Source organism: Jannaschia helgolandensis (genome assembly GCF_900109285.1).
In the GTDB taxonomy this organism is placed as follows: Bacteria; Pseudomonadota; Alphaproteobacteria; order Rhodobacterales; family Rhodobacteraceae; genus Jannaschia; species Jannaschia helgolandensis.
In genome coordinates, this window is the sequence record NZ_FNZQ01000001.1 from 1,128,069 (window position 1) to 1,149,150 (window position 21,082).

Sequence of the window (21,082 nt, forward strand, 5' to 3'; positions counted from 1 at the left end):
TGTTCAGCGGTTGCCGACCTGTCCGTGCAGCCATCGCCGCAGTGTCCGCAAGCGGGGCGAGACGCGACCGGGCAGGGTGACGAGGTAATATCCCAACGATCCGCCGTTCAGCTCGCAGACCTTGACCAATGTGCCCGCTGCGACGTCGCGGTCCACCAGCGACTTGGGCTGGACGGTCACGCCATGCCCCGCCTGCGCCGCCGCCAGCACCATCCAGTTCGTTTCCATCAATTGCATCCGAACATCATCCAGGTCGATGCCTTCCCGTTCGATCATGGCGCGCCGCTCCAACATGTAATGCTCCAGCAGCCAGGGCAGGTGCAGAAGGTCGCCAAGGCAGGACGGTTGGCATTCGCCCAGCAGGTCCGGATGCACGACGACCCAGTGGTCACCATCGGTCAGCAACTCGGCATCCAATCCGGGCCATATGCCGTCGCCGTGCCGGATCGCCATGTCTACTCCGTCACGGCGCAGATCAGACACTTCGACGTTTGGTTGAATGTTAAGCGGAATATCCGGGTGGCGCGTCCAGAAGTCACCGATCCGCGGCATAAGCCAGCCTGCGGCGAAAGCGGGCGTGACCGAAAGCGACAGGGGCCGCGTCTCGGCGTCGGCCTGAAGCCGGTCAACCGCCGCGCCGATTGTGCCGAACCCCAGGGTAAGCGCCTCGGCCAGATGCACCCCGGCGGGTGTGACCGCGATGCCGCGCCCGTCGCGCACGACGAGGCTGTGCGCAAGGGCAGTTTCCAGCTTGCGAACATGTTGGGCGATGGCCGCATGGGTAACGTTCAGCTCCTGCGCGGCGCGCGTAAAGCTGCGACAGCGGGCGGCCGCTTCAAAGGCGCGCAGCGCGGCCAGCGGTGGCAGTCGCGACCATTCCATACGATACCTCAGCTAACATATCGTGTTTCGTATTACTTTGCCGGATCGCATCAAGTGGCGCAATGATAGATCTATCAGCAAGTATCAGGAGGTCGACATGAAACTCTCGCTAAAGACACTCTTCTCGCGCAGTGAGCGGAGGCATCATATATCGAAACCGCCCGCCAAACCGATGCCGACGCATGAAAGCATGTATATCGAGCATATGCGCCGTAAGGCGGACGATCATCCGCTCCACCAGACGTGGGAGCGTCGCGTTGATTGGTGACGAAACCGGCGGAGGTCAGGCATCGTCCAGAACCTCCGCCACCCATTCCACCACTACATTCGTCGCGGCTCCCTCGCGCACCGCGTCAAAGCGCCCGCCCGAGGCCGCGAGGTTCAACTCAAGTGTCCCGGCACCAGCCATCCGCGCCAAATCCACGAAGCCCGACGCTGGGTAGACCGTGCCGGAGGTGCCGATCGACACGAACAGATCGGCCCGTGCCAGTGCCGCCTCGATGCGGTCCATGTGATAGGGCATTTCGCCGAACCAGACGACGTCGGGCCGGGTGGCGGCCGCGTTGCAGACAGGACAGGGGGCATCCGCCGACATGACCGGCGGCGCAACCCACCGTGCACCGCAGGCATGGCACAGCGCCCGCGCAAGCTCTCCGTGCATGTGGATCACGTCGGTGGCGCCGGCACGCTCCAGCAGGTCGTCGATGTTCTGTGTGACCAGCATGACGTCCCCGTGCTTCGACAGCCGCGTTAGTGCCTCATGCGCCGCGTTCGGCCGGGCCGCCGCCATGTTGGCCCGGCGCGCATTATAGAAGTCGTGGACCAGGGCGGGGTCGCGGGCGAAGCCGCCCGGTGTGGCCACGTCCTCCAGATCGTAGCGCGTCCATAATCCGTCCACGTCGCGGAACGTGCCCAGGCCGGATTCCGCGCTCAGCCCCGCGCCGGATAAGATCACGATGCGTTTCATGCGTCGCACGTCAGGCGCAGTGAACTGGCCGGTCCCGTGACTGCGGCGATCCGTTCAGGCGCAGCCGTCATCGTCGCAGACCTGCAACGCCCTAATCCAGTCCGACCATTCCAGCAACTCTTCATTCGGCGGGCTGATGACCCAGCTGCGCTGGATCACGAACAACTTGTCGTCCGCACCCTCGATCACCCGGACAAGGTCGATCTCCGGGCGACCGCTGATGTCCATGTTGGGACAGGCGTGGATCGAGATGGTGGATGTGCGCCCCCCCGCTTCGAACGTGTCGGGGGACATCTCGAATGCCTGCGAACAACTCGCCGCCAGATCAGCCTGCAACTGACTGACGTATTCCGACGCGGTCCAACCGGTCCCGCGAAGTTCCGCAACCGTTATCGCATGCGTCCAGCCGTCCAGCGCTTCGCCGTCGCGCACATATTCCGACAGGCGGACCGTGTCGCTTTCGCTGACATGGACGCCGGTAAACCCGTCGGGTGGGAAAAACCGCAGCGTTTCAGCCGCCATCGCGGGCATGGCAATCAGGGAAGGCGCGCCAAGGGAGATGGCCAGCAGGGCGGCCAATCCGCCGTTACGCACAGGCGCGTTCCGATACTTCGACGAACTGCCTGTAGCGTTTCCAGAAGCGTTCATCGCGCGCGCGCTCGGACTGGCGCACGTCCTGCGCCTTTTGCGGATCGCGGAAGAACTGCACCGCACGCGATTGTTCACCCTTGCTCAAAATCGTATTGGCCGATGCCTGAATACAACCGCAGAGGCTTCTGGAGGCCGCATTGCGGTCCGAAGCATTACAGGCGGAATAGATCGGGCCGGTCGCGAAACTTCGGATCGGCGCATCGCGCGGGCCACCGCCTACGGCACCGCTTCCGCCACAGGCAGACAGCACCAGAAGCAGTGCCAGGGGGGCTTTCTTGATCGGATTCATAAGCTGCTCAGGCCTCCGGTCATATGTTTTGACCGAACAATGCCAGAGCTGTCGCCGACAGGCAATCGACTATCGGACCGCGCCCGTTCTAGCCACCTGCGCAGGCGGCCTCCGTGCTTCCTTCGTCACACGCCACGACACGCCGCAGCCAGACGGACCATGTCGTCACATCGTCCGGCGTGGGGCGCGGCCCGGCCCATGCCATCTGCACGACATACAGACGATCGTGTCCGGCAATGGCCTTCATCAGAAAATACTCGGGCTTGCCCGTCGCGGGCGACAGCGGGCAGCCGACAAGGATCAGCGAGGTGGCATGTCCGGCTTCGGTCGGTTGCGAGATCTGCGCGACTTCCGCACTGGCGCAGGCCTGCATGACGGACTGCGAGACGGCGTCGGTGAAAGCGACCGGCTCCTGGATCGACGGCAGGAATTGAAGCGATACCTTCTGTGTCCAGTCTTCGGTCGTCTGTCCGTCAGGTACGAACTCTATCAATGCCGTCCCGTTCACGCCGCTGCTGCGGTATTCGACAAAGCCTTCGGGGGCCACGATCTGCAACCGCTCACCCGTTTCCTGCGCCGCAAGCGAACCTGGAAACAGCATCGCAAACGTCAGAATCAGGGCGATTCGAGCAGAAAAACGCGTCATTTCAGGCCTCCGGGCTGGTGGCATCAGATTGCCCCGCGCGTCGGCGCAGGGCAAGTCGGAGATGCCACGCCGTGCCTCAGGCGCTCTGCCGGGGACGCCGACGGCGATTGCCGCCACCGCCGCCGGGGCGTGCGCCCTTGGGGGCGCCCTGACGCTGACCGCCGCCGCCCTGACGACGACCGCCGCCACCGCCCCGGTTCTGCTTGGGCTTGGCCTCCTCCTGCGCCGGCGTCCAGCGGCTGCCGGATGCCACAGGGATCGACCCCCTGATGACCTTCTCGATGTCCTTCAGCTCGCCCATTTCGTCGGGCGCGCACAATGTGATCGCGGCACCCTCGCGCCCGGCCCGCGCTGTCCGCCCGATGCGGTGAACGTAAGTTTCGGGCACGTTCGGCAGTTCGTAGTTATAGACGTGCTTGACAACCGGGATATCCAGACCCCGCGCGGCCACATCCGTTGCCACCAGAACCGGCGCATCGCCATTGGTGAACGCCTCCAGCGCGCGGGTCCGCTGACCCTGGCTGCGGTTGCCGTGGATCGCGACGGCATTGACGCCCGCGCCGGTCAACTGCTTGGCCAGACGGTCCGACCCGTGCTTTGTGCGCGCGAAAACCAGCGCCGCCTCGTTCGGGTGGTCGCGCAGCAGGTCCAGCAAAAGTCCGGGCTTTTCAGACTTGGCGATATAGTGGATCGACTGCTCGATCTTGTCTGCGGTCTGACCGGAAGTCGCGACCTGCACCCGAACCGGCTTGTCCAGATATGTCGCGGCCAGACTTTCCATGTCCTTCGGCATCGTCGCCGAGAACAGCAGGGTCTGACGCTCTTTCGGCAGCTTCAGGGCGATCTTCTTCAGCGCGTGGATAAAGCCCATGTCCAGCATCTGGTCAGCCTCGTCCAGAACCAGAAAATGGCTCTCGGACAGGTTGACCGCACCGCGATCCATCAGGTCGATCAGGCGTCCGGGTGTCGCGACCAGCAGGTCCACGCCACGTTCCAGCCGCTTGATCTGCGGGTTGATGCCGACGCCGCCGACAACCTTGGCGACCTTCATGTGGCTGCCCTTGATGAACCCGTCCAGGCTCTCGCCGATCTGGTTCACCAACTCGCGCGTGGGGGCCAGGATCAACGCGCGGGCGCAGCGCGGGTTCGGGCGCACATCGCCCTCCATGAGATGCTGAATCAGCGGCAGGCCGAATGCGGCGGTCTTGCCGGTTCCGGTCTGGGCAAGGCCCATGACGTCACGCCCGTCCAGCGCCGGCGGAATGGCCTGCTTCTGGATCGGGGTCGGGTCCTTGATGCCCATGTCGTTCAGGGCGGTAATCAGGCGAGGCTTCAGCCCCAGCATGTCGAAATCCATGTACTTTTCCTTCGCGCCGATGCGCGTAACGGCGTTCCCGGTGGAACGCGGGGGAGGGGTCACGACGCGCCCCGTCATGGGGTCAGGTCGCGCTGCCCTGGCGTGATCCTTGGGGAAGCAAACCCGCCCGTCGCTGAGGATGTCCGTCATCGGACACCCGGCTCACGCGGCCCAAGGGGCGGGGTTGAGAGGCATTTGGGGCACGGCGGGCGGCATGTCAATGGCACGTTCCGCGCCGCTCCGCCCCGGGCCTGCGGCTGAATGGCACGGCGCGGCGACAGGAGCGATCTCTGTTGCGGCGAAACCTCGTCGTCCTGCACGAGCAGGTGACCGATGAAGGCATGGATCCGATTTATCTGCTGCCGCCCTTGCAAAAAATGCCGCTCCAGTCAAATCCGGCGGCACCGCCACGTAACGCCGGATCGCAGCCGTTCGCTGAAGGCCACCGACGTGCCGCCGGTCCCCGTTCACGACTTTTACCCCGATATGGGAACGTTCCGCCCCCGCTGGCGGTTTGTCTAGACGTATCCAAACATCGGAGAGAGCCATGACCGACCGCAAGAATGGTCCCCCTACCACTACGGATGCGGGCATCCGCGTCCAAAGCGATGAACATTCGCTGACCGTCGGCCCGGACGGGCCGATTCTCCTGCATGATGCCTACCTTCTGGAACAGATGGCGAACTTCAATCGGGAACGTATTCCCGAGCGTCAGCCCCACGCCAAGGGCTCCGGCGCATTCGGCACCTTCGAGATCACGCAGGACGTCACCCGCTATACCAAGGCCGCGATCTTTCAGCCCGGCGCATCCTGCGATGTCGCGGTCCGTTTCTCGACCGTCGCCGGTGAACGGGGCAGCCCCGACACATGGCGCGATCCGCGCGGCTTCTCTGTCAAGATGTATACCGAGGACGGCAATTTCGACATGGTCGGAAACAACACGCCCATCTTCTTCATCCGCGACCCGCTGAAGTTTCAGCACTTCATCCGCAGCCAGAAGCGCCGTGCCGACAACAACATGCGCGACCACGACATGCAGTGGGATTTCTGGACCCTGTCGCCCGAAAGCGCCCATCAGGTGACATATCTCATGGGGGACCGCGGCATCCCGAAGTCCTGGCGCGAGATGAATGGCTACTCGAGCCACACCTATTCGCTGACCAATGCCGACGGCGAGCGGTTCTGGGTGAAGTTCCACTTCCACACCGATCAGGGTGACGGCAACGCCTACCTGAGCCAGGACGAGGCCGACAAGCTCGCCGGAATGGACGGCGACTACCACCGCCGCGATCTCTTCACCGCGATCCAGGATGGAAACCCGCCAAGCTGGACCCTCAAATGGCAGGTCATGCCCTACGAGGACGCCAGGACCTATCACCTCAACCCCTTCGATCTGACCAAGGTCTGGCCCCATGCGGACTACCCCCTGATGGAAGTCGGCAAACTGGTTCTGAACCGCAACCCGACCGATTTCCACACCGAGATCGAGCAACTGGCCTTCGAGCCGAACAACATGGTGCCCGGTATCGGACTGTCGCCGGACAAGATGCTGCTGGCGCGGGGTTTTTCCTATGCCGACGCCCACCGCGCCCGGCTGGGTGTGAACTACAAGCAGATTCCGGTGAACAAGCCACAGGTGCCGGTCCACAGCTATTCGAAGGACGGCGCGGGACGCACGGAAAAGGTCTCGGACCCGGTCTATGCGCCCAATTCCTACGGCGGCCCCTCGGCACAGCCCGATCCCGGTGCCGAAGCCGGGCTCTGGCATGCCGACGGTGACATGGTCCGTCAGGCCTACACCCTGCGCGAGGACGACGACGACTGGAGTCAGGCCGGCATCCTGGTGCGCGACGTGATGGACGACGCCGCCCGCGACCGGCTGGTGACGAATGCCGCCGGACACCTGAGCAACGGCGTCAGCGAAAAGGTGCTGCAACGCGCCTTCGAATACTGGCGCAACATCGACGGCGCCACGGGCGACAAGATCGAAGCCAAGGTGCGCGAGAAGCTTGGCGGCAAATCCAATGCCCCCGGCCTTGCCTCGGCCCAGAGCATCAGAGGCAAACAGGCCGCCGAATAACCGTTCCCGTCCGGGGCAGGGGGACCGCCCTCACCTCGGACACGTCCCCACCCGGCTCGGTCGCAGGGTCGGCCATACCGCGGGACACGACGTCAACGTGGCCTCGCTCCACTGATCGTCCGCATGCGCGCCGAAGGTGTAATCGTCCTGTCCGATCCGGCCCTGCGCCGGGTCGGTTCGGGCCGCCACGGCAGGGTCGCGATACCCGACCCCCTTTCCGCCGCCCGAACCCCGTTGTATCTGCCTTCGGAACCCTTACCGACAGGCCGCCCAAATGACGACCGACCTCGCCCGTATCCGCAATTTCTCGATCGTCGCGCATATCGACCATGGCAAGTCGACGCTCGCCGACCGTCTGATCCAGGAGACGAACACTGTCGCCCTGCGCGACATGAAGGAACAGATGCTCGACTCCATGGATATCGAGCGTGAACGCGGCATCACCATCAAGGCCAATACTGTCCGCATCGACTTTATCGCAGCGGACGGGCTGACCTACGTCCTCAACCTGATCGACACCCCCGGCCACGTCGACTTCGCCTACGAAGTGTCGCGGTCGATGCGCGCCGTCGAAGGCTCCCTGCTGGTCGTCGACTCGACCCAGGGCGTCGAGGCGCAGACGCTGGCCAACGTCTATCAGGCCATCGACGCCGACCACGAGATCGTCCCCGTCCTCAACAAGATCGACCTGCCCGCGTCAGAGCCTGACCGCGTCCGCGAACAGATCGAGGATGTCATCGGCATCGACGCCTCCGACGCGCTGCTGGTCTCCGCCAAAACCGGGCAGGGCATCCGCGAAACGCTGCAGGCCGTCGTCGACCGCCTTCCCGCGCCCAGGGGCGACATCGACGCACCGCTCAAGGCCATGCTCGTCGATTCCTGGTACGACAGCTATCTGGGCGTCATCGTGCTTGTCCGCATCATCGACGGGCGGCTGAAAAAGGGCGACCGCGTCCGCTTCATGTCCAACAACACCACCCACCACGTCGACCGCATCGGCGTGTTCCGCCCGCCGATGACCGAAATCGACGAACTGGGTCCGGGCGAGATCGGCTTCCTCACCGCCTCCATCAAACAGGTCCGCGACACGCGCGTGGGTGATACCATCACCCACGAAAAGCGCGGCACCGACAAGGCGCTGCCCGGTTTCAAACCCTCGCAGCCCGTCGTGTTCTGCGGCCTGTTCCCCGTCGACTCCGCCCTTTTTGAAGACCTGCGCGACGCCATCGACAAACTCGCCCTCAACGACGCGTCCTTCAGCTTCGAGGTCGAATCGTCGGCCGCCCTCGGCTTCGGCTTCCGCTGCGGATTCCTCGGCCTGCTGCATCTGGAGGTCATCCGGGACCGCATCGAACGCGAATACGACATCGACCTGATCACCACCGCGCCCTCGGTCGTCTATCACATCCATATGCGCGACGGCACCATGACCGAGCTGCACAACCCCGCCGACATGCCCGACCTGACCCACGTCGATCATCTGGAGGAGCCGCGCATCAAGGCCACCATCCTCGTGCCCGATGACTACCTCGGCGACGTGCTGAAACTCTGCCAGGACCGGCGCGGCATCCAGATGGACCTGACCTATGCCGGGCCCCGCGCCATGGTCGTCTATGATCTCCCCCTCAATGAAGTGGTGTTCGATTTCTACGATAGGCTGAAAAGTGTTACCAAAGGGTATGCAAGCTTCGACTACCAGATGATCGGCTACCGCGAGGATGCGCTGGTCAAGATGTCCGTCCTCGTCAACGACGAGCCGGTCGACGCCCTCTCGATGATGGTCCACCGCGACCGCGCCGAGGCCCGGGGCCGCGCCATGGTCGAGAAACTCAAGGAACTGATCCCGCGCCACATGTTCAAGATCCCGATCCAGGCGGCCATCGGCGGCAAGGTCATCGCCCGCGAAACCCTCTCGGCGATGCGCAAGGACGTGACGGCGAAATGCTATGGCGGCGACGCGACCCGGAAGAAGAAGCTGCTGGAGAAGCAGAAGGCGGGCAAGAAGAAGATGCGCCAGTTCGGGAAAGTTGAGATCCCGCAGTCGGCGTTTATAAATGCGTTGAAGATGGACAGCTAAGGCTGTCCGGCTTGCGGGCGTCTGAGGCGGATCTGAGGCGGACTTGGGATGGTGGGCGTCAGCGTCTTTCGCAGAAAGGCGCGTGCCCACGCGGTGAAGTGGCGTGGGACGGTGATTTTTGAAAGTTCGGTGGATGAGTGGCAGATCTTAAATTTTCTGGCGAAAATCAATCTATCCTGACCTTGGGCGCGCACCACTGGCACGCGCCATCGGACTGACGCCCAACCTCACCTCACCCGCCGTTGACGATCGCCTGTCCGACGTTCTCCGAGTCCTTGATGAACCCCTTGGTGGTTTCGCAGGCGGCCAGCCCCGTGAGCAGTGTCATGGCCAGTACGATACGCAGCATTGTCGTCTCCTGAATTGAACGTGGCCGGGCCGCCCCAGCGGAGCGGTCACCGGCTGACGTTCGTATCGTTTCAGACGAAGGCCGCGCCGCCAAGTCCCGATATCAGAACAGGTTGCCGCCCTGGTCCTCAGCCACCGTATCGGCGGCGATGGCACCGCCTGCGCCAAGGGCTGCGGCGGCGCAGCCGGACACGGTGGGCAGAAGCATCGTGAGTGCGAGAATACGGATCAGGCGGGATTTCATGGCGGTCTCCTGGGATTATTATCAGATTATGATGTGGGCAACGCGCGGAAGTGTCCATCGGTTCCCGCGGCAGGTCTCGCGCGGATCACGTCCGACGCGCATCACCCGCAGATCACCCATACATCACCCGTCGAATTGCAGTCCCGGAAATCGTGTCCGACCATGGAACGCCAGCCACCCAGACCACGTTGACAGAGGAGACTGCAAACATCGAGGAGACCCGGATGAGCAACGATCTCGAACGAAAATTCTGGAAGGCCCTGAAATCCGACATGACCGTCTTTCTCGGCTGCGATGGGGTCAAACCCCGTCCGATGACCGCCAGCATCGACGGGGAGGAAGGGCCAATCTGGTTCTTCACCAGCACCGGCACAGATCTGGGCAAGACGTTGGATGCAAAGGCGAAAGTCGGAATCATGACCTTCGCTTCCAAGGGCCACGACCTCTGGGCCAGCGCTACCGGCACCCTCGTCATCGATAACGATCGCGCCGTTATCGATCGACTCTGGAACCCCTTCGTCGCCGCCTGGTATGATGGCAAGGACGATCCCGAACTGACCCTCGTGCGCTACGATGCAACAGACGCGCATATCTGGGAAGACGGGTCCTCCCTTGTGGCGGGCATCAAGATGCTGATGGGGAACGATCCCAAGGAAGATTACCGCGACAAGGCCGCTCAGGTTCGCCTGGACGACTGACATGGTGCGGTAAACCGTGTCCGGCGACATTGTCGTGTTGCCGGACGCCGCCTCTGGCAACTCCGCCACGCCGCGCCTAGCTTGTGGCAAAAGGAGATCCTCTCATGACAAACCCGCTGTTGACCGACTGGTCCGGCCCGTTCGCCCTGCCGCCCTTCGCCGCCATCGAAGACGAACATTTCGCCCCCGCGTTTGATCAAGGCATAGCTGAAGGTCGCGAAGCCGTCGCCGCAGTTGCGGAAAACCCCGATACCCCGACCTTCGAGAACACAATCGAAGCGCTGGAACGTGCCGACCGCACCCTCGACCGGGTCGCGGGCGTCTTCTACAACCTTGCCGGGGCCGACAGTACCCCGGCACGCGAAGACCTTCAGCGTGACATGGCCCCCAAACTATCCGCCTATTCTTCGGAAATAACCAACAACGCCAAACTTTTCGCCCGGATCGAGGACCTGTGGAGCCGACGCGATACGCTGGGTCTGAGCGAGGAGCAGGCACGTGTGCTGATGTTGACGCGGCGGGGGTTCGTTCGCTCCGGCGCGGCGCTGACCGGAGACAGGGCCGCTCGCCTGACTGCCATCAAATCGCGCCTTGCAACTCTGGGCACCGCCTTCGGCCAGAACCTTCTGGCGGATGAACGGGAATGGTTCATGGACCTGTCGGAAGACGACCTGGCGGGCCTGCCCGAGTTCGTGAAATCCGCCGCCCGCGCCGCCGGTAAGGAACGCGACCGCCCCGGTCCCGCCATCACTCTCAACCGCTCGCTGATCGTGCCGTTTCTGCAATTCTCGCCCCGCCGGGACCTGCGACAGAAAGCCTATGAAGCCTGGGTCGCCCGCGGTGCCAACGGGGGCCAGACCGACAATCGGACCCATGCAGCCGAAATCCTGGCCTTGCGTCACGAACGCGCGCAATTGCTGGGCTATGACAGCTTCGCCGATTACAAGCTGGAAACCGAAATGGCCAAGACGCCCGAAGCAGTGCGGGACCTGCTGATGCAGGTCTGGCATCCGGCGCGGACGGCGGCGCTGGCCGATGCGGAACACCTTGCGCGCATGGCGCAGGTGGATGGTATCACGGGCCCGCTGGAGCCGTGGGACTGGCGCTTCTATTCCGAAAAGCGGCGTCTGGAGTTGCATGACCTGGACGAGGCCGAACTCAAGCCCTTCTTTCAGCTCGACCGGATGATTGACGCCGCCTTTGCCTGCGCCACACGGCTGTTCGGGCTGGAGTTCAGACCGCTGGACGGCCCGTTCTATCACCCTGACGTGCGGGGCTGGGAAGTGACGCGCGACGGCGAACACGTCGCTGTCTTCCTCGGCGATTACTTCGCGCGGCCCAGCAAGCGGTCGGGTGCATGGTGCAGTGCGATGCGTTCGCAATCCAGACTCGACAGCAACATTCGTCCCATCGTGGTGAATGTCTGCAATTTCACCCATGCCGATCCGGCATTGCTGTCCTATGACGACGCGCGCACTTTGTTTCATGAATTCGGTCACGCCCTGCACCAGATGCTGTCGGACGTGACCTATCAGTCGATCAGCGGCACCTCTGTCGCACGCGATTTCGTCGAACTGCCCAGCCAGCTTTACGAACACTGGCTGGACATTCCCGTAGTCCTTGCCGAATTCGCCACCCACGCCGAAACCGGCGCGGCGATGCCCGACGCCCTGCGCGATAGACTTCTGGCCGCCTCGACCTACGATATGGGGTTCGCGACGGTGGAATACGTCGCTTCCGCGCTGGTCGATCTGGAGTTTCACAACGGCCCGCCCCCCGCCGATCCGATGCAGAAACAGGCCGAAATCCTCGAAACGATCGGGATGCCGCGTCCGATCCGGATGCGCCACGCGACGCCGCATTTCGCGCATGTCTTCTCTGGCGACGGTTATTCTGCCGGCTACTACAGCTATATGTGGTCAGAGGTGATGGACGCCGATGCCTTCGCCGCCTTCGAGGAGGCGAATGATCCGTTCGACCCGACCCTCGCCACCAGGCTGGAGGAACATATCCTGTCGACTGGCGGATCCAGGGACGCCGCCGATCTCTACATCGCCTTCCGGGGGAGACTGCCCGGCGCAGAGGCTTTGCTGAAGGGGCGGGGGCTGGACGCCGCCGCCTGACCTCGCAACCCCGCCTTGACCCCATCTGGACTGGACAACATCAATGCCCCTGACCGCCGCCCAATCGAACGATATCGTCCAAGCCGTCCGCGACGTCGCTGCGGCGGAAATTCTGCCCCGGTTCCGCAATCTGGGTGACGGCGACATAGACGCCAAGGCCGCGTTCGACGATCTGGTGACGGTCGCCGACAAGGCCGCCGAAGATGCATTGACTGCCCGCATCCACACCATTCTGCCGGGCGATACCGTTATCGGCGAGGAGGCCGTGGCCGAAGACCGCAGCCTTCTGGACCGCGTGGGACAGGGGCGCGTCACCATCATCGACCCGATCGACGGGACCTGGAATTACGCCCACGGGATCGCCAACTACGGCGTCATCACCGCAGTGATCGAAGACGGGGTGACGGTCTGGGGCATGCTCTACGACCCCAGTTTCGATGACTGGATCGTGGCCGCGCGCGGGGCGGGGTCGTGGTTTCATCGCGGGGGCAAATCGCGCCGCCTGAGCACGTTGCAGGACGACACGCCCTATGACCGCCTGCGCGGCAACACCGGCGGATACCTCTATCCCTTGGCGGTCCAGCCCGCTCTAGCCGCGACGACGCCTCTGTTCCGTCGGGCCAATTCCATGGGCGCATCGCTGCACGAATACAGGATGCTGGTCCTGGGTGGCTCGGACTTCTGCCTGAACGGGATGCTCAACGTCTGGGACCACGCGGCGGGCGTTCTGATCCTGCAGGAGGCAGGCGGCGTGTCGCGTCTGCTGGACGGCAGCGAATACCATCCGACCATGACAGAAGGCCGGCTTTTGAATGCCCGGTCCGAAGGCATGTGGCAGCAGCTTGCGACCACTTTCAACACTGCCCTGGGTGACGCCTGAAGCTGGCGTCAGTGCCCCACATCTTCCGGTGCCACGCCCCAGAGCGCGGTTGTCGGGGCCCAGCCCTCGACGCCTTGCGCCTCGATCATGCACCACTCGTCCTGGCACTCGCCCAGCCAGGCCACGACACCGCTCTGCAATCGCGCCGAGACCGGCGCCTGAGCAGAGGGGCGGCGATACAGATCGACTATATCCGGCTCCACGATGACGCTGCGATTTCCCGATAGCAGCGAATAATGCATCCAGCCGCCCGCGCCTTCGCGGTCCTGTACGCGCCGCCATTGGCCGTATTCGTCCACCAGAAGCAGCGGCATGTTGCGGCGCTGGAATACCCAGTCGATCCTGTGTGTCGAGGAGGGGCCGCGCCGGGCGTATCCCTCGTCCACCTTCATCGACACGAAACGGGGCATGGGCAGCCCGGTGACCGGCCCGCGCCCGTCCTCCTGTGCATGGGCAGGAACGGCGAACAGCAGGGATTGAACGGCCAGAAGCATGGCCAGGGCCAGAATAGATAGAATGTTCCGCATGTGCCTGCCGTCCTGCTTGTCTGCCCGCTCGCGCGACTGCGGGGTCTGATGCCCCTTGCTTGTCCGGACCATGATGCCATCATGGACGCCGCCGACAAAGGGGGACGTGCCGCATATGTCAACGAAACGCCTGAGTGTTGTCGTCACGCGACGCCTTCCCGCCGATGTGGAGGCGCGGATGGCCGAATTGTTCGATGTCCGGGTCGTAGGCAGCGACAAACCACTGGACAGGGCCGCACTTCTTGCCGCTTTGCAGGACGCGGACATTCTGGTCCCGACTCTGACCGACACCATTGATGCGCCGCTGTTGGCGGGCGCGGGCGAACGGCTCAAGCTGATCGCGAATTATGGGGCCGGGGTCGATCACATCGACGTGGCGACCGCGCGGCAACGGGGTATCCTGGTGTCGAACACGCCCGGTGTGCTGACCGAAGATACTGCAGACATGGGCCTTGCCCTGATGCTGGCGGTGCTGCGGCGCATGACGGAAGGCATGGCCAAGATGCAGGACGGTGTCTGGGAAGGCTGGGCACCCGAAGCCCTTCTGGGCACGCGCCTGGGCGGCAAGTCGCTGGGCATTCTGGGAATGGGCCGCATCGGTCAGGCGATGGCCCGCCGCGCCCGCGCCTTCGGCATGAACATCCACTACCACAACCGCCGTCGCCTGCATGCCGGGCTGGAGGAACCGTTGGAGGCGACCTTCCACGAACGGCTCGACGCACTGGTCGGCCTGTCGGACGTGATCTCGGTCAATTGCCCGCATACACCTTCGACGTTCCACCTCTTGAACGCCCGGCGGCTGAAGCTGATGAAGCCGACCGCCGTGATCGTGAATACGTCGCGGGGCGAAGTCATCGACGAAAACGCCCTGACCCGCATGCTGCGCGCGGGCGAATTGGCGGGCGCGGGCCTCGACGTCTATGAACGCGGCCACGGCGTGAACCCGCGACTGCGCGAATTGCCGAACGTCGTGCTGCTGCCGCACATGGGGTCCGCCACACGCGAGGCGCGGCAGGAAATGGGTGAAAAGGTCCTCGTGAACATGCAGACCTTCGCCGACGGCCACCGTCCGCCCGATCAGGTCGTGCCGTCGATGTTGTGAGCGATGCGGGCGAAAGGGCATCAACTCCCCTGACGTCCCGGAATACGCCCTGCAAACTTAGGCGATGCCGTTGCCATCGACGTCAGGATGGCACGGCGCGGCGCACCGGAAACATGGGTTTGCAATTTCGACGGGCGGCGGCTGGCTGAAGGCTATGGATTCAGCAGTATCCTGAACCAGCCAAGCAGCGATGGGCGATAGCGTCCTAGTCCCCCAGCTTCGCGTGCACCTCGTCCAGATCGACTTCGCCCTTGGGCATCTTGTTGCCCGGATTCTCGAAGTCATACTGGAACAGCTTGAAATCCCGGTGGTAGATTTCCCAGACCAGATGCATCGACAGATCGTCGAAATAATCCTCGACCGGGTGCAGGCGTTTGGGGCCGTGCCCTTCGGATTCGTTGAACCGGGGCACTTCGGCCAGATCGACCTTCACCGGCGTCTCGATGTGGTCGAGGACGACCTGCATCCCCTCATTGAACTTCTCGGTAAAGACAACGTGGTCATAGCGCCCGCCGTTGGCGATGAACGTGCCCACATGGCCCGACATGGCCGACCAGTGGATGTCAGGGTCCATAGGGCGACGAAACCGGATGGTGTCGCGCGCGAACAGCAGGAACCGGCGGAACGATGCGATCTGGTCGAACTGGAAATCGTCCTCGGGCGATCCGACCTCGACTCCGTATTTCTGCGCCAGCTTGGGCACCATGTTGCCGCGATAGCGTTTGCCGTTGCGCTGAATGCCCGCGATCTTGTCGAAGAACGACGACAGGATGCGGGTATAGGGATTTCGCACACAGGTGAAGGCATAGGATTTGTGGCCCTTGGCGTTCGCCTCGATCAGCGGCTGGCTCTCCTCCTGCGCCCATTTGTGCAGGCCCGACGTGCTGTCATGGATATCGCCATCGAAGAACCGGCCATGATCCGAATAGAACAGGATCTGCCCGATGGAGGAGCAGGCGCACTTCGGCACCACGCGATAGACCGTGCTTTCGCTTTCCGTCATCCATGTGCCCGGAAATCCCATTTCAACCCTTTCGAAACCGTTGCGCGCGCATCAAACCCGCATTCCCCGGTTTCTTCAACGCGTCCGGGGGGCTATTGCAAGGCAAAGTCGCCTAATTCGGGTTAACAAACAGGTCCATGTCGAAGATCGCCTTCATCCTGCTGTGTCACAAGGACCCGGTTGCCATCATCTCGCAGGCAACGGGGCTGACGGCGACGGGCGATTGCGTCTCGATCCATTTCGACGCATCCGCCCCGGCCAGCGCCTTCGACGCAGTGCAGGCCGGCCTGCGCGACAATCCGAACGTGGTGATGACCCGGCGGCGGGTGAAATGCGGCTGGGGGGAATGGTCGCTGGTCCGCGCCACCCTGAACGCCGTCGAAGCGGCGGTCGAGGCCTTTCCCCGCGCCACCCATTTCTACATGATTTCCGGCGATTGCCGCCCGATCAAATCCGCCGAACACGCGCATGAATTCCTCGACGCGCGCGACATGGATCATATCGAAAGTTTCGATTTCTTCACCTCCGACTGGATCAAGACGGGGATGAAGGAAGACCGGCTGATCTACCGCCATTACTTCAACGAACGGGTGAACAAACGGCTGTTCTACGCCGCGCTGACCCTGCAGCGGAAACTGGGGCTGGAACGCGCCACGCCCGCGGGGGTGGACATCATGATCGGCTCGCAATGGTGGTGTCTGCGCCGGTCGACCATCGAAAAGATCCTCGCGTTCTGCGCCGCCCGCCGCGACGTGATGCGCTTTTTCGCCACCACCTGGATTCCGGACGAGACGTTCTTCCAGACCCTTGTGCGCCACCTTGTTCCACGGGTGGAGATCGACCCGCGCACGCTGACCTTCCTGATGTTCACGGACTACGGAATGCCCGCGACCTTCTACGACGATCACCATGACCTGCTGCTGTCGCAGGACTTTCTGTTCGCCCGCAAGATATCGCCCGAAGCGGTGGAGCTGAAGCACCGTCTCGATGCGCTCTGGACATCCGGGCGCACCGAATTTCCGATTGCGGGCGACGGGCGGCAGTTGTTCACCTTCCTGACGCAACGCGGTCGCATGGGCCGCCGCTTCGCCCCCCGTTTCTGGGAACGCGAAAGCACGCTGGGCCGCGACCGCGAGTTGATCGTGCTGGTGTGCAAGAAATACCACGTCGCCAAGCGGCTGGCCCAGTCTTTGCGCGATCATCAGATCATGCCCGCCATCGATTACCTGTTCGACGAGGAAGACACCCCGATGCCCGATCTGGGCGGCATCGAATCCACGCTGGGCAAACGCCATCGCCACCGCCGCGCCCTGCTGCGGATGCTGTTCCGTCAGGCCGGGACCGACCGGCTGACGATCTGCCTCGACCCGGTGAATTACGAGCTGTTGCAGGACTTCTACGCCGACCGCGCCACCATCCGCACCCTGCTGATCGACTGCGAATTCGATGCGGCCTATATGGAAGGCCATGCCGCTCGTATCGGCCTGATCGGCGACCAGACGCCGCGCACCACGATCGACCGCCTGATGCCCACCGTCGCGCAGGATTTCGTGACCGAGACGCTGCGCATCCGCGAGGCGGATCTGCCGGACATTCACCGCATCGCCGAAGGCACCGATGCCATCGTCAACGCTCACGTTCTGGCCGAAGTGTTCGATGTCGACGACGAAACTGCGCTGGCGCTGGCCGAAACGCCGTATCTGTTCGACGAGTGATGGCAGGACATCCGGGGTGCCGCGCGCACTACCGGCGTTGACCGCCAGTCTGCGCCCGAATCCTCCGAATCCGATTTATCTGCATTGTTCCACCGGCGGCATCTTGTTGGCGGACCATGGCAACCACAACTTCGTTTGACGACGGATCTGCCGTCTGCGGAGGCCACGTCGTTGGATTACATATATGTCGTGGCCGGACTTCTGGGTCTCTTCCTGGGCGGCGAGGCTCTTGTGCGCGGCAGTGTCGGCATCGCCAGGCGCATGGCGATCCCCCCGCTGCTGATCGGTCTGACGGTCGTCGGCTTCGGGACATCCACGCCCGAGCTTCTGGTCTCGGTCGATGCGGCGTGGCGCGGCGTGCCGGACATCGCCGTCGGCAATATCGTCGGCTCGAACATCGCCAACATTCTGCTGATCGTCGGGGTCACAAGCCTCGTCTGGCCGATCCGCGTTTCGGGTGCCACCCTGCGCCGGGATACCGGCGTCATGGCCGTCGCCGCGCTGGCGCTGCTGCCGATCTTCGCGCTGGGTGCAATCGGGCGATCGTCGGGGGCGTTGCTGGTTCTGGCCCTCGCCGGTTATCTGACCTGGGCCTGTCGTCACCCCGGCGAAGCTGGCGTGGAAGATGTCGACATGCCCGCCGCTTCGTCGACCCTCGCCTCCGCCATCTGGATCATCACCGGATTGGTCGCGCTGATGTTCGGCGCGCGGTTTCTGGTCAACGGGTCCGTCTCCATCGCGCGCGACTACGGCATCTCCGAGGCCTTCATCGGCCTGACGATCGTCGCGGTCGGCACATCGCTTCCCGAACTGGCCACATCGGTGATCGCGGCTGTCCGCCGACAGTCCGAAATCGCGATCGGCAATATCGTCGGCTCGAACATCTTCAACGTTCTGGGCATCTTCGGCATGACGGCCATGGTCGCCCCGATCCCCGTCGCCGCCCGGTTTCTGACCTTCGATCTGCCGGTCATGATCGCGGTTTCCCTGATCCTGACGGGTTTGCTGACGACTCGCCCGCACCTTGGACGCGGGGTCGGTGTGGCTGCGTTGGCGGGCTATGCGGCCTATATCTGGGCGGCGCAGGGCTGACGGGTTATTGCCCCTTCTGCACGACCGTGCCCTAAACGTCCCGACCCCATCACACCGGAGCCCGTCCCATGCCCGCCTACGACCCCGAAAATATCTTCGCCAAAATCCTGCGCGGCGAGATTCCCAACGCTACCGTCGCTGATACGGACCACACGCTGGCCTTCGACGACATCACGCCGCAGGCACCGACACATGTGCTGGTGATTCCCAAAGGCGCCTACGTCGACTACGCCGACTTCCACGCCAACGCGTCGGACGCCGAGATCGCCGATTTCCACCGGACCGCCGCGCAGATCTGCGCTGACCGGGGGGTGACCGAAACCGGCTTCCGCGCCATCACCAACGCGGGCAAGGATGGCGTGCAGGAGGTGCCGCATTTCCACCTGCACCTGATCGGCGGGCGCCTCCTCGGTCGGATGCTGGCCAAGGCCACGGACTAGGTCCGCCTTGCCGGTACTCGCGCTGGAGGCGGTGGCGGGATATGGCGGCGCGTCCGGGGCGTCGGTTCTGAACGTGCTGGTAGCCTCGGCAATGGTCGTGGCCCTGGTGCTGCTGCTCCTGCGCCGCGTGCGCCGGTGGACAAATCCCGTGCTCTGGCTCGTCATCGTCGTCCTGCTCGGAGGGACCGCCCATTTCGCACGCAGCCCGCTGGCAGCCATTGCCAACGCCCGCTTCTTTGCCGCCGATCCGGGATATGCCGCCGCCGCATCGCCGTTCGACGGGCGCAGCCTCTATATCCCCGACCCATGCTGGCTGGCACGCGGCGCACTGGGCGCGATGGACTGGACGTCCGATGGTCAATGCGGTCTGCCGGTGGCGGAGCGTCTGCGCAGCGGCGATCTCGATTTCATCGAAACCGGCACCGACCCGATCCTGCGGTTCGACCTGCGTATCGGCGACCCTGCCTGCCACGCCGGTGCCGATCAGCGTCCGCCATCCCTGACCACGATGATCTCCGCGCCCTTTGCGGTCTGCGTCATCGGTCGGCCCGTGCCCGCGTCCACTGCCGACCACCGCATCGACCAGACGCCCGGCACCGTTCCCGCGCCCGGTGACGCGTCCTATACCGCCGTGACGCTGCGCCGCGTCGCGTCGGATACCCTTATCGACCGCTTCGACAGCTGGCCCGGCGCGACTCCCTATGGCGGCGATACGCCCCCGCCCGAGGCGCGCCGCCCCTCCGGTCCGCTTGCCGCCTTTCTGGCCCCGCCACCGCCGCGCCCGGATGACTTTCAGCGCATCGTTTCCGACCGGTTGTTCGCCGCCTGGGGCGTGGACGAACAAAGCCTGCGCGCCGGTGCCCGCAATCCACTGCAATCACAGCGGGCCGAGACGATCTGGTTCGCCTGCCGCGACGACGTTCTGCCGATGCTCACGCCTGAAACGGTCGCGGCACTGCGCGATGGTGCGGCGAACCTGTTCCCCGATCAACCGAACTGGCGCTATCCCGATGATTGCCCGGCCTTTTCCCGGCGCGGGGTCGACGCCGCCGCCGCAGTGGCCGATATTGCACTGCCTGACCCTGTCTTGAGACCGTGATGATGTTTGCCAGCCTCTACACCATCATGCGCCGCCTGATGCTCGCCTTCGGGCTCTGTTTCCTGCTGCCCGTCGCGGCCAGCGCGCTCTGGTGGACGACACTGGACAGGCCGGGGGGCTGGAGGGCGGCCGATTGGGGTGCTTCGGGCATTCTGCCCGCCGCCGCCGCCCTTCCCGATGCGGCGATTCACGTCATGGCGGCGCGCACCGGCGGGTTCAAGGGTGCCGTCTCGGTCCACAGCTGGATGGTCTGGAAATCCGCCGATGCCACGACATGGAGCCGTGCCGAAGTCGTCGGCTGGGGCCATCCCGTCCGCCGCGATGCCTATGCCGCTGACGCGCGCTGGTATTCGAACCAGCCGCAGATCATAGGCTCCGTCACCGGTCCGAAGGCCGCCGCCCTGATCCCGGCGGTCGAGGCGACGGTAGACGCCTATCCCTTCAATCACCTGGGGAGCTATGTCATCTGGCCCGGCCCGAACTCCAACACCTTCGTCGCCCATATCCTGCGAGAAAACCCCGGAATCGGCATCGCCTTGCCCCCGAACGCGGTGGGCAAGGATTACATCGGCCCCGGTCTGCAGGCCCGCCGCGATGCGGGCGGCAGCGACCTGCACCTGTCGGCCTGGGGTTATCTCGGCCTGTCCATCGGTCCGCGCAGAGGGATCGAAGTCAACGTTCTCGGCCAGACCTTTGGCCTCGACCTCGCACACCCCGCCATCAAACTCCCCGCCATCGGTCGCATCGGCACCTGAAACCGCAGGTTCCGGGTCGTGGCCCCGCGCGCCCCGCGCGACAATCGGGCCATGACCCAAACGACCATCGCCCTCGTCCTATTCCTCGCGCCGCTGGCCTACAGCCC

At 64.0% G+C, this 21,082-nt stretch carries 21 protein-coding genes; 11 read left to right on the forward strand and 10 right to left on the reverse strand.

Annotation, left to right across the window (positions count from 1 at the left end):
- Positions 1-3: 3 nt before the first annotated feature.
- From BMY38_RS05545 to BMY38_RS05570, 6 genes are all read right to left on the reverse strand, one after another.
- Positions 4-882 (reverse strand): LysR family transcriptional regulator, encoded by an 879-nt coding sequence (locus BMY38_RS05545; protein ID WP_092760500.1) that lies wholly within the window; start codon positions 880-882, stop codon positions 4-6.
- 283 nt (positions 883-1,165) lie between these two features.
- Positions 1,166-1,849, reverse strand: coding sequence for an NAD-dependent deacylase (locus BMY38_RS05550; RefSeq protein WP_092760502.1), 684 nt, complete (start codon positions 1,847-1,849; stop codon positions 1,166-1,168).
- A gap of 54 nt (positions 1,850-1,903) precedes the next feature.
- Complete coding sequence (locus BMY38_RS05555; protein ID WP_092760504.1) at positions 1,904-2,443, reverse strand: hypothetical protein; 540 nt, start codon at positions 2,441-2,443, stop codon at positions 1,904-1,906.
- Positions 2,436-2,789 carry a hypothetical protein gene (locus tag BMY38_RS05560; RefSeq protein ID WP_245737503.1) on the reverse strand — a complete coding sequence of 118 codons (354 nt, stop codon included), beginning with the start codon at positions 2,787-2,789 and terminating at the stop codon, positions 2,436-2,438. The genes BMY38_RS05555 and BMY38_RS05560 overlap by 8 nt, the downstream gene beginning before the upstream one ends.
- A gap of 88 nt (positions 2,790-2,877) precedes the next feature.
- A complete protein-coding gene (locus BMY38_RS05565) occupies positions 2,878-3,435 on the reverse strand; it encodes a hypothetical protein (protein WP_092760506.1) in 558 nt (185 codons plus the stop codon).
- Between the two features lie 76 nt (positions 3,436-3,511).
- Positions 3,512-4,792: a DEAD/DEAH box helicase gene (locus tag BMY38_RS05570; RefSeq protein WP_092760508.1), complete on the reverse strand. Its 1,281-nt coding sequence runs from the start codon at positions 4,790-4,792 to the stop codon at positions 3,512-3,514.
- Between the two features lie 547 nt (positions 4,793-5,339).
- Between BMY38_RS05570 and BMY38_RS05575 the strand changes: the two genes are divergently transcribed.
- Together BMY38_RS05575 and lepA are read left to right on the forward strand one after the other, a co-directional pair.
- Complete coding sequence (locus BMY38_RS05575; protein ID WP_092760510.1) at positions 5,340-6,872, forward strand: catalase; 1,533 nt, start codon at positions 5,340-5,342, stop codon at positions 6,870-6,872.
- A 274-nt stretch (positions 6,873-7,146) separates the two neighbouring features.
- On the forward strand, positions 7,147-8,949 hold the full coding sequence (lepA, locus tag BMY38_RS05580) for a translation elongation factor 4 (RefSeq protein WP_092760512.1): 1,803 nt from the start codon (positions 7,147-7,149) through the stop codon (positions 8,947-8,949).
- A 232-nt stretch (positions 8,950-9,181) separates the two neighbouring features.
- Here the strand turns inward: lepA and BMY38_RS17885 are convergent, their stop codons facing one another.
- Both BMY38_RS17885 and BMY38_RS18050 read right to left on the reverse strand, forming a co-directional pair.
- A complete protein-coding gene (locus BMY38_RS17885) occupies positions 9,182-9,298 on the reverse strand; it encodes an entericidin (protein ID WP_139204662.1) in 117 nt (38 codons plus the stop codon).
- Positions 9,299-9,400: 102 nt separating this feature from the next.
- Positions 9,401-9,541, reverse strand: coding sequence for a hypothetical protein (locus BMY38_RS18050; RefSeq protein ID WP_175495776.1), 141 nt, complete (start codon positions 9,539-9,541; stop codon positions 9,401-9,403).
- Between the two features lie 224 nt (positions 9,542-9,765).
- On the opposite strand from BMY38_RS18050, the gene BMY38_RS05585 reads away from it, so the two are divergent.
- The 3 genes from BMY38_RS05585 to BMY38_RS05595 all read left to right on the forward strand — a co-directional run bounded on the left by BMY38_RS05585 (position 9,766) and on the right by BMY38_RS05595 (position 13,242).
- Positions 9,766-10,239: a pyridoxamine 5'-phosphate oxidase family protein gene (locus BMY38_RS05585; RefSeq protein WP_092760514.1), complete on the forward strand. Its 474-nt coding sequence runs from the start codon at positions 9,766-9,768 to the stop codon at positions 10,237-10,239.
- 104 nt (positions 10,240-10,343) lie between these two features.
- The gene (locus BMY38_RS05590; RefSeq protein WP_092760516.1) at positions 10,344-12,362 is read left to right on the forward strand and encodes a M3 family metallopeptidase; all 2,019 of its coding nucleotides are present in this window, start codon (positions 10,344-10,346) and stop codon (positions 12,360-12,362) included.
- A gap of 43 nt (positions 12,363-12,405) precedes the next feature.
- Complete coding sequence (locus tag BMY38_RS05595; protein WP_092760518.1) at positions 12,406-13,242, forward strand: inositol monophosphatase family protein; 837 nt, start codon at positions 12,406-12,408, stop codon at positions 13,240-13,242.
- An 8-nt stretch (positions 13,243-13,250) separates the two neighbouring features.
- Here BMY38_RS05595 and BMY38_RS05600 read toward each other — a convergent pair whose 3' ends face one another.
- Positions 13,251-13,769, reverse strand: coding sequence for an SH3 domain-containing protein (locus BMY38_RS05600; RefSeq protein ID WP_092761247.1), 519 nt, complete (start codon positions 13,767-13,769; stop codon positions 13,251-13,253).
- Positions 13,770-13,884: 115 nt separating this feature from the next.
- Between BMY38_RS05600 and BMY38_RS05605 the strand changes: the two genes are divergently transcribed.
- Positions 13,885-14,871, forward strand: coding sequence for a 2-hydroxyacid dehydrogenase (locus tag BMY38_RS05605; protein ID WP_092761249.1), 987 nt, complete (start codon positions 13,885-13,887; stop codon positions 14,869-14,871).
- A 205-nt stretch (positions 14,872-15,076) separates the two neighbouring features.
- Here the strand turns inward: BMY38_RS05605 and BMY38_RS05610 are convergent, their stop codons facing one another.
- The gene (locus BMY38_RS05610) at positions 15,077-15,895 is read right to left on the reverse strand and encodes a sulfotransferase family protein (protein WP_092760520.1); all 819 of its coding nucleotides are present in this window, start codon (positions 15,893-15,895) and stop codon (positions 15,077-15,079) included.
- Between the two features lie 116 nt (positions 15,896-16,011).
- Between BMY38_RS05610 and BMY38_RS05615 the strand changes: the two genes are divergently transcribed.
- The 5 genes from BMY38_RS05615 (at position 16,012) to BMY38_RS05635 (ending at position 20,975) form a co-directional block, all read left to right on the forward strand.
- Positions 16,012-17,589, forward strand: coding sequence for a DUF5928 domain-containing protein (locus tag BMY38_RS05615; RefSeq protein ID WP_092760522.1), 1,578 nt, complete (start codon positions 16,012-16,014; stop codon positions 17,587-17,589).
- A 171-nt stretch (positions 17,590-17,760) separates the two neighbouring features.
- On the forward strand, positions 17,761-18,681 hold the full coding sequence (locus BMY38_RS05620; RefSeq protein ID WP_092761251.1) for a calcium/sodium antiporter: 921 nt from the start codon (positions 17,761-17,763) through the stop codon (positions 18,679-18,681).
- Positions 18,682-18,749: 68 nt separating this feature from the next.
- Positions 18,750-19,121, forward strand: coding sequence for an HIT domain-containing protein (locus BMY38_RS05625; RefSeq protein WP_092760524.1), 372 nt, complete (start codon positions 18,750-18,752; stop codon positions 19,119-19,121).
- 7 nt (positions 19,122-19,128) lie between these two features.
- Complete coding sequence (locus BMY38_RS05630) at positions 19,129-20,220, forward strand: hypothetical protein (protein ID WP_092760526.1); 1,092 nt, start codon at positions 19,129-19,131, stop codon at positions 20,218-20,220.
- Positions 20,220-20,975, forward strand: coding sequence for a DUF3750 domain-containing protein (locus tag BMY38_RS05635; protein WP_217638783.1), 756 nt, complete (start codon positions 20,220-20,222; stop codon positions 20,973-20,975). The genes BMY38_RS05630 and BMY38_RS05635 overlap by 1 nt, the downstream gene beginning before the upstream one ends.
- Positions 20,976-21,082: the final 107 nt, after the last annotated feature.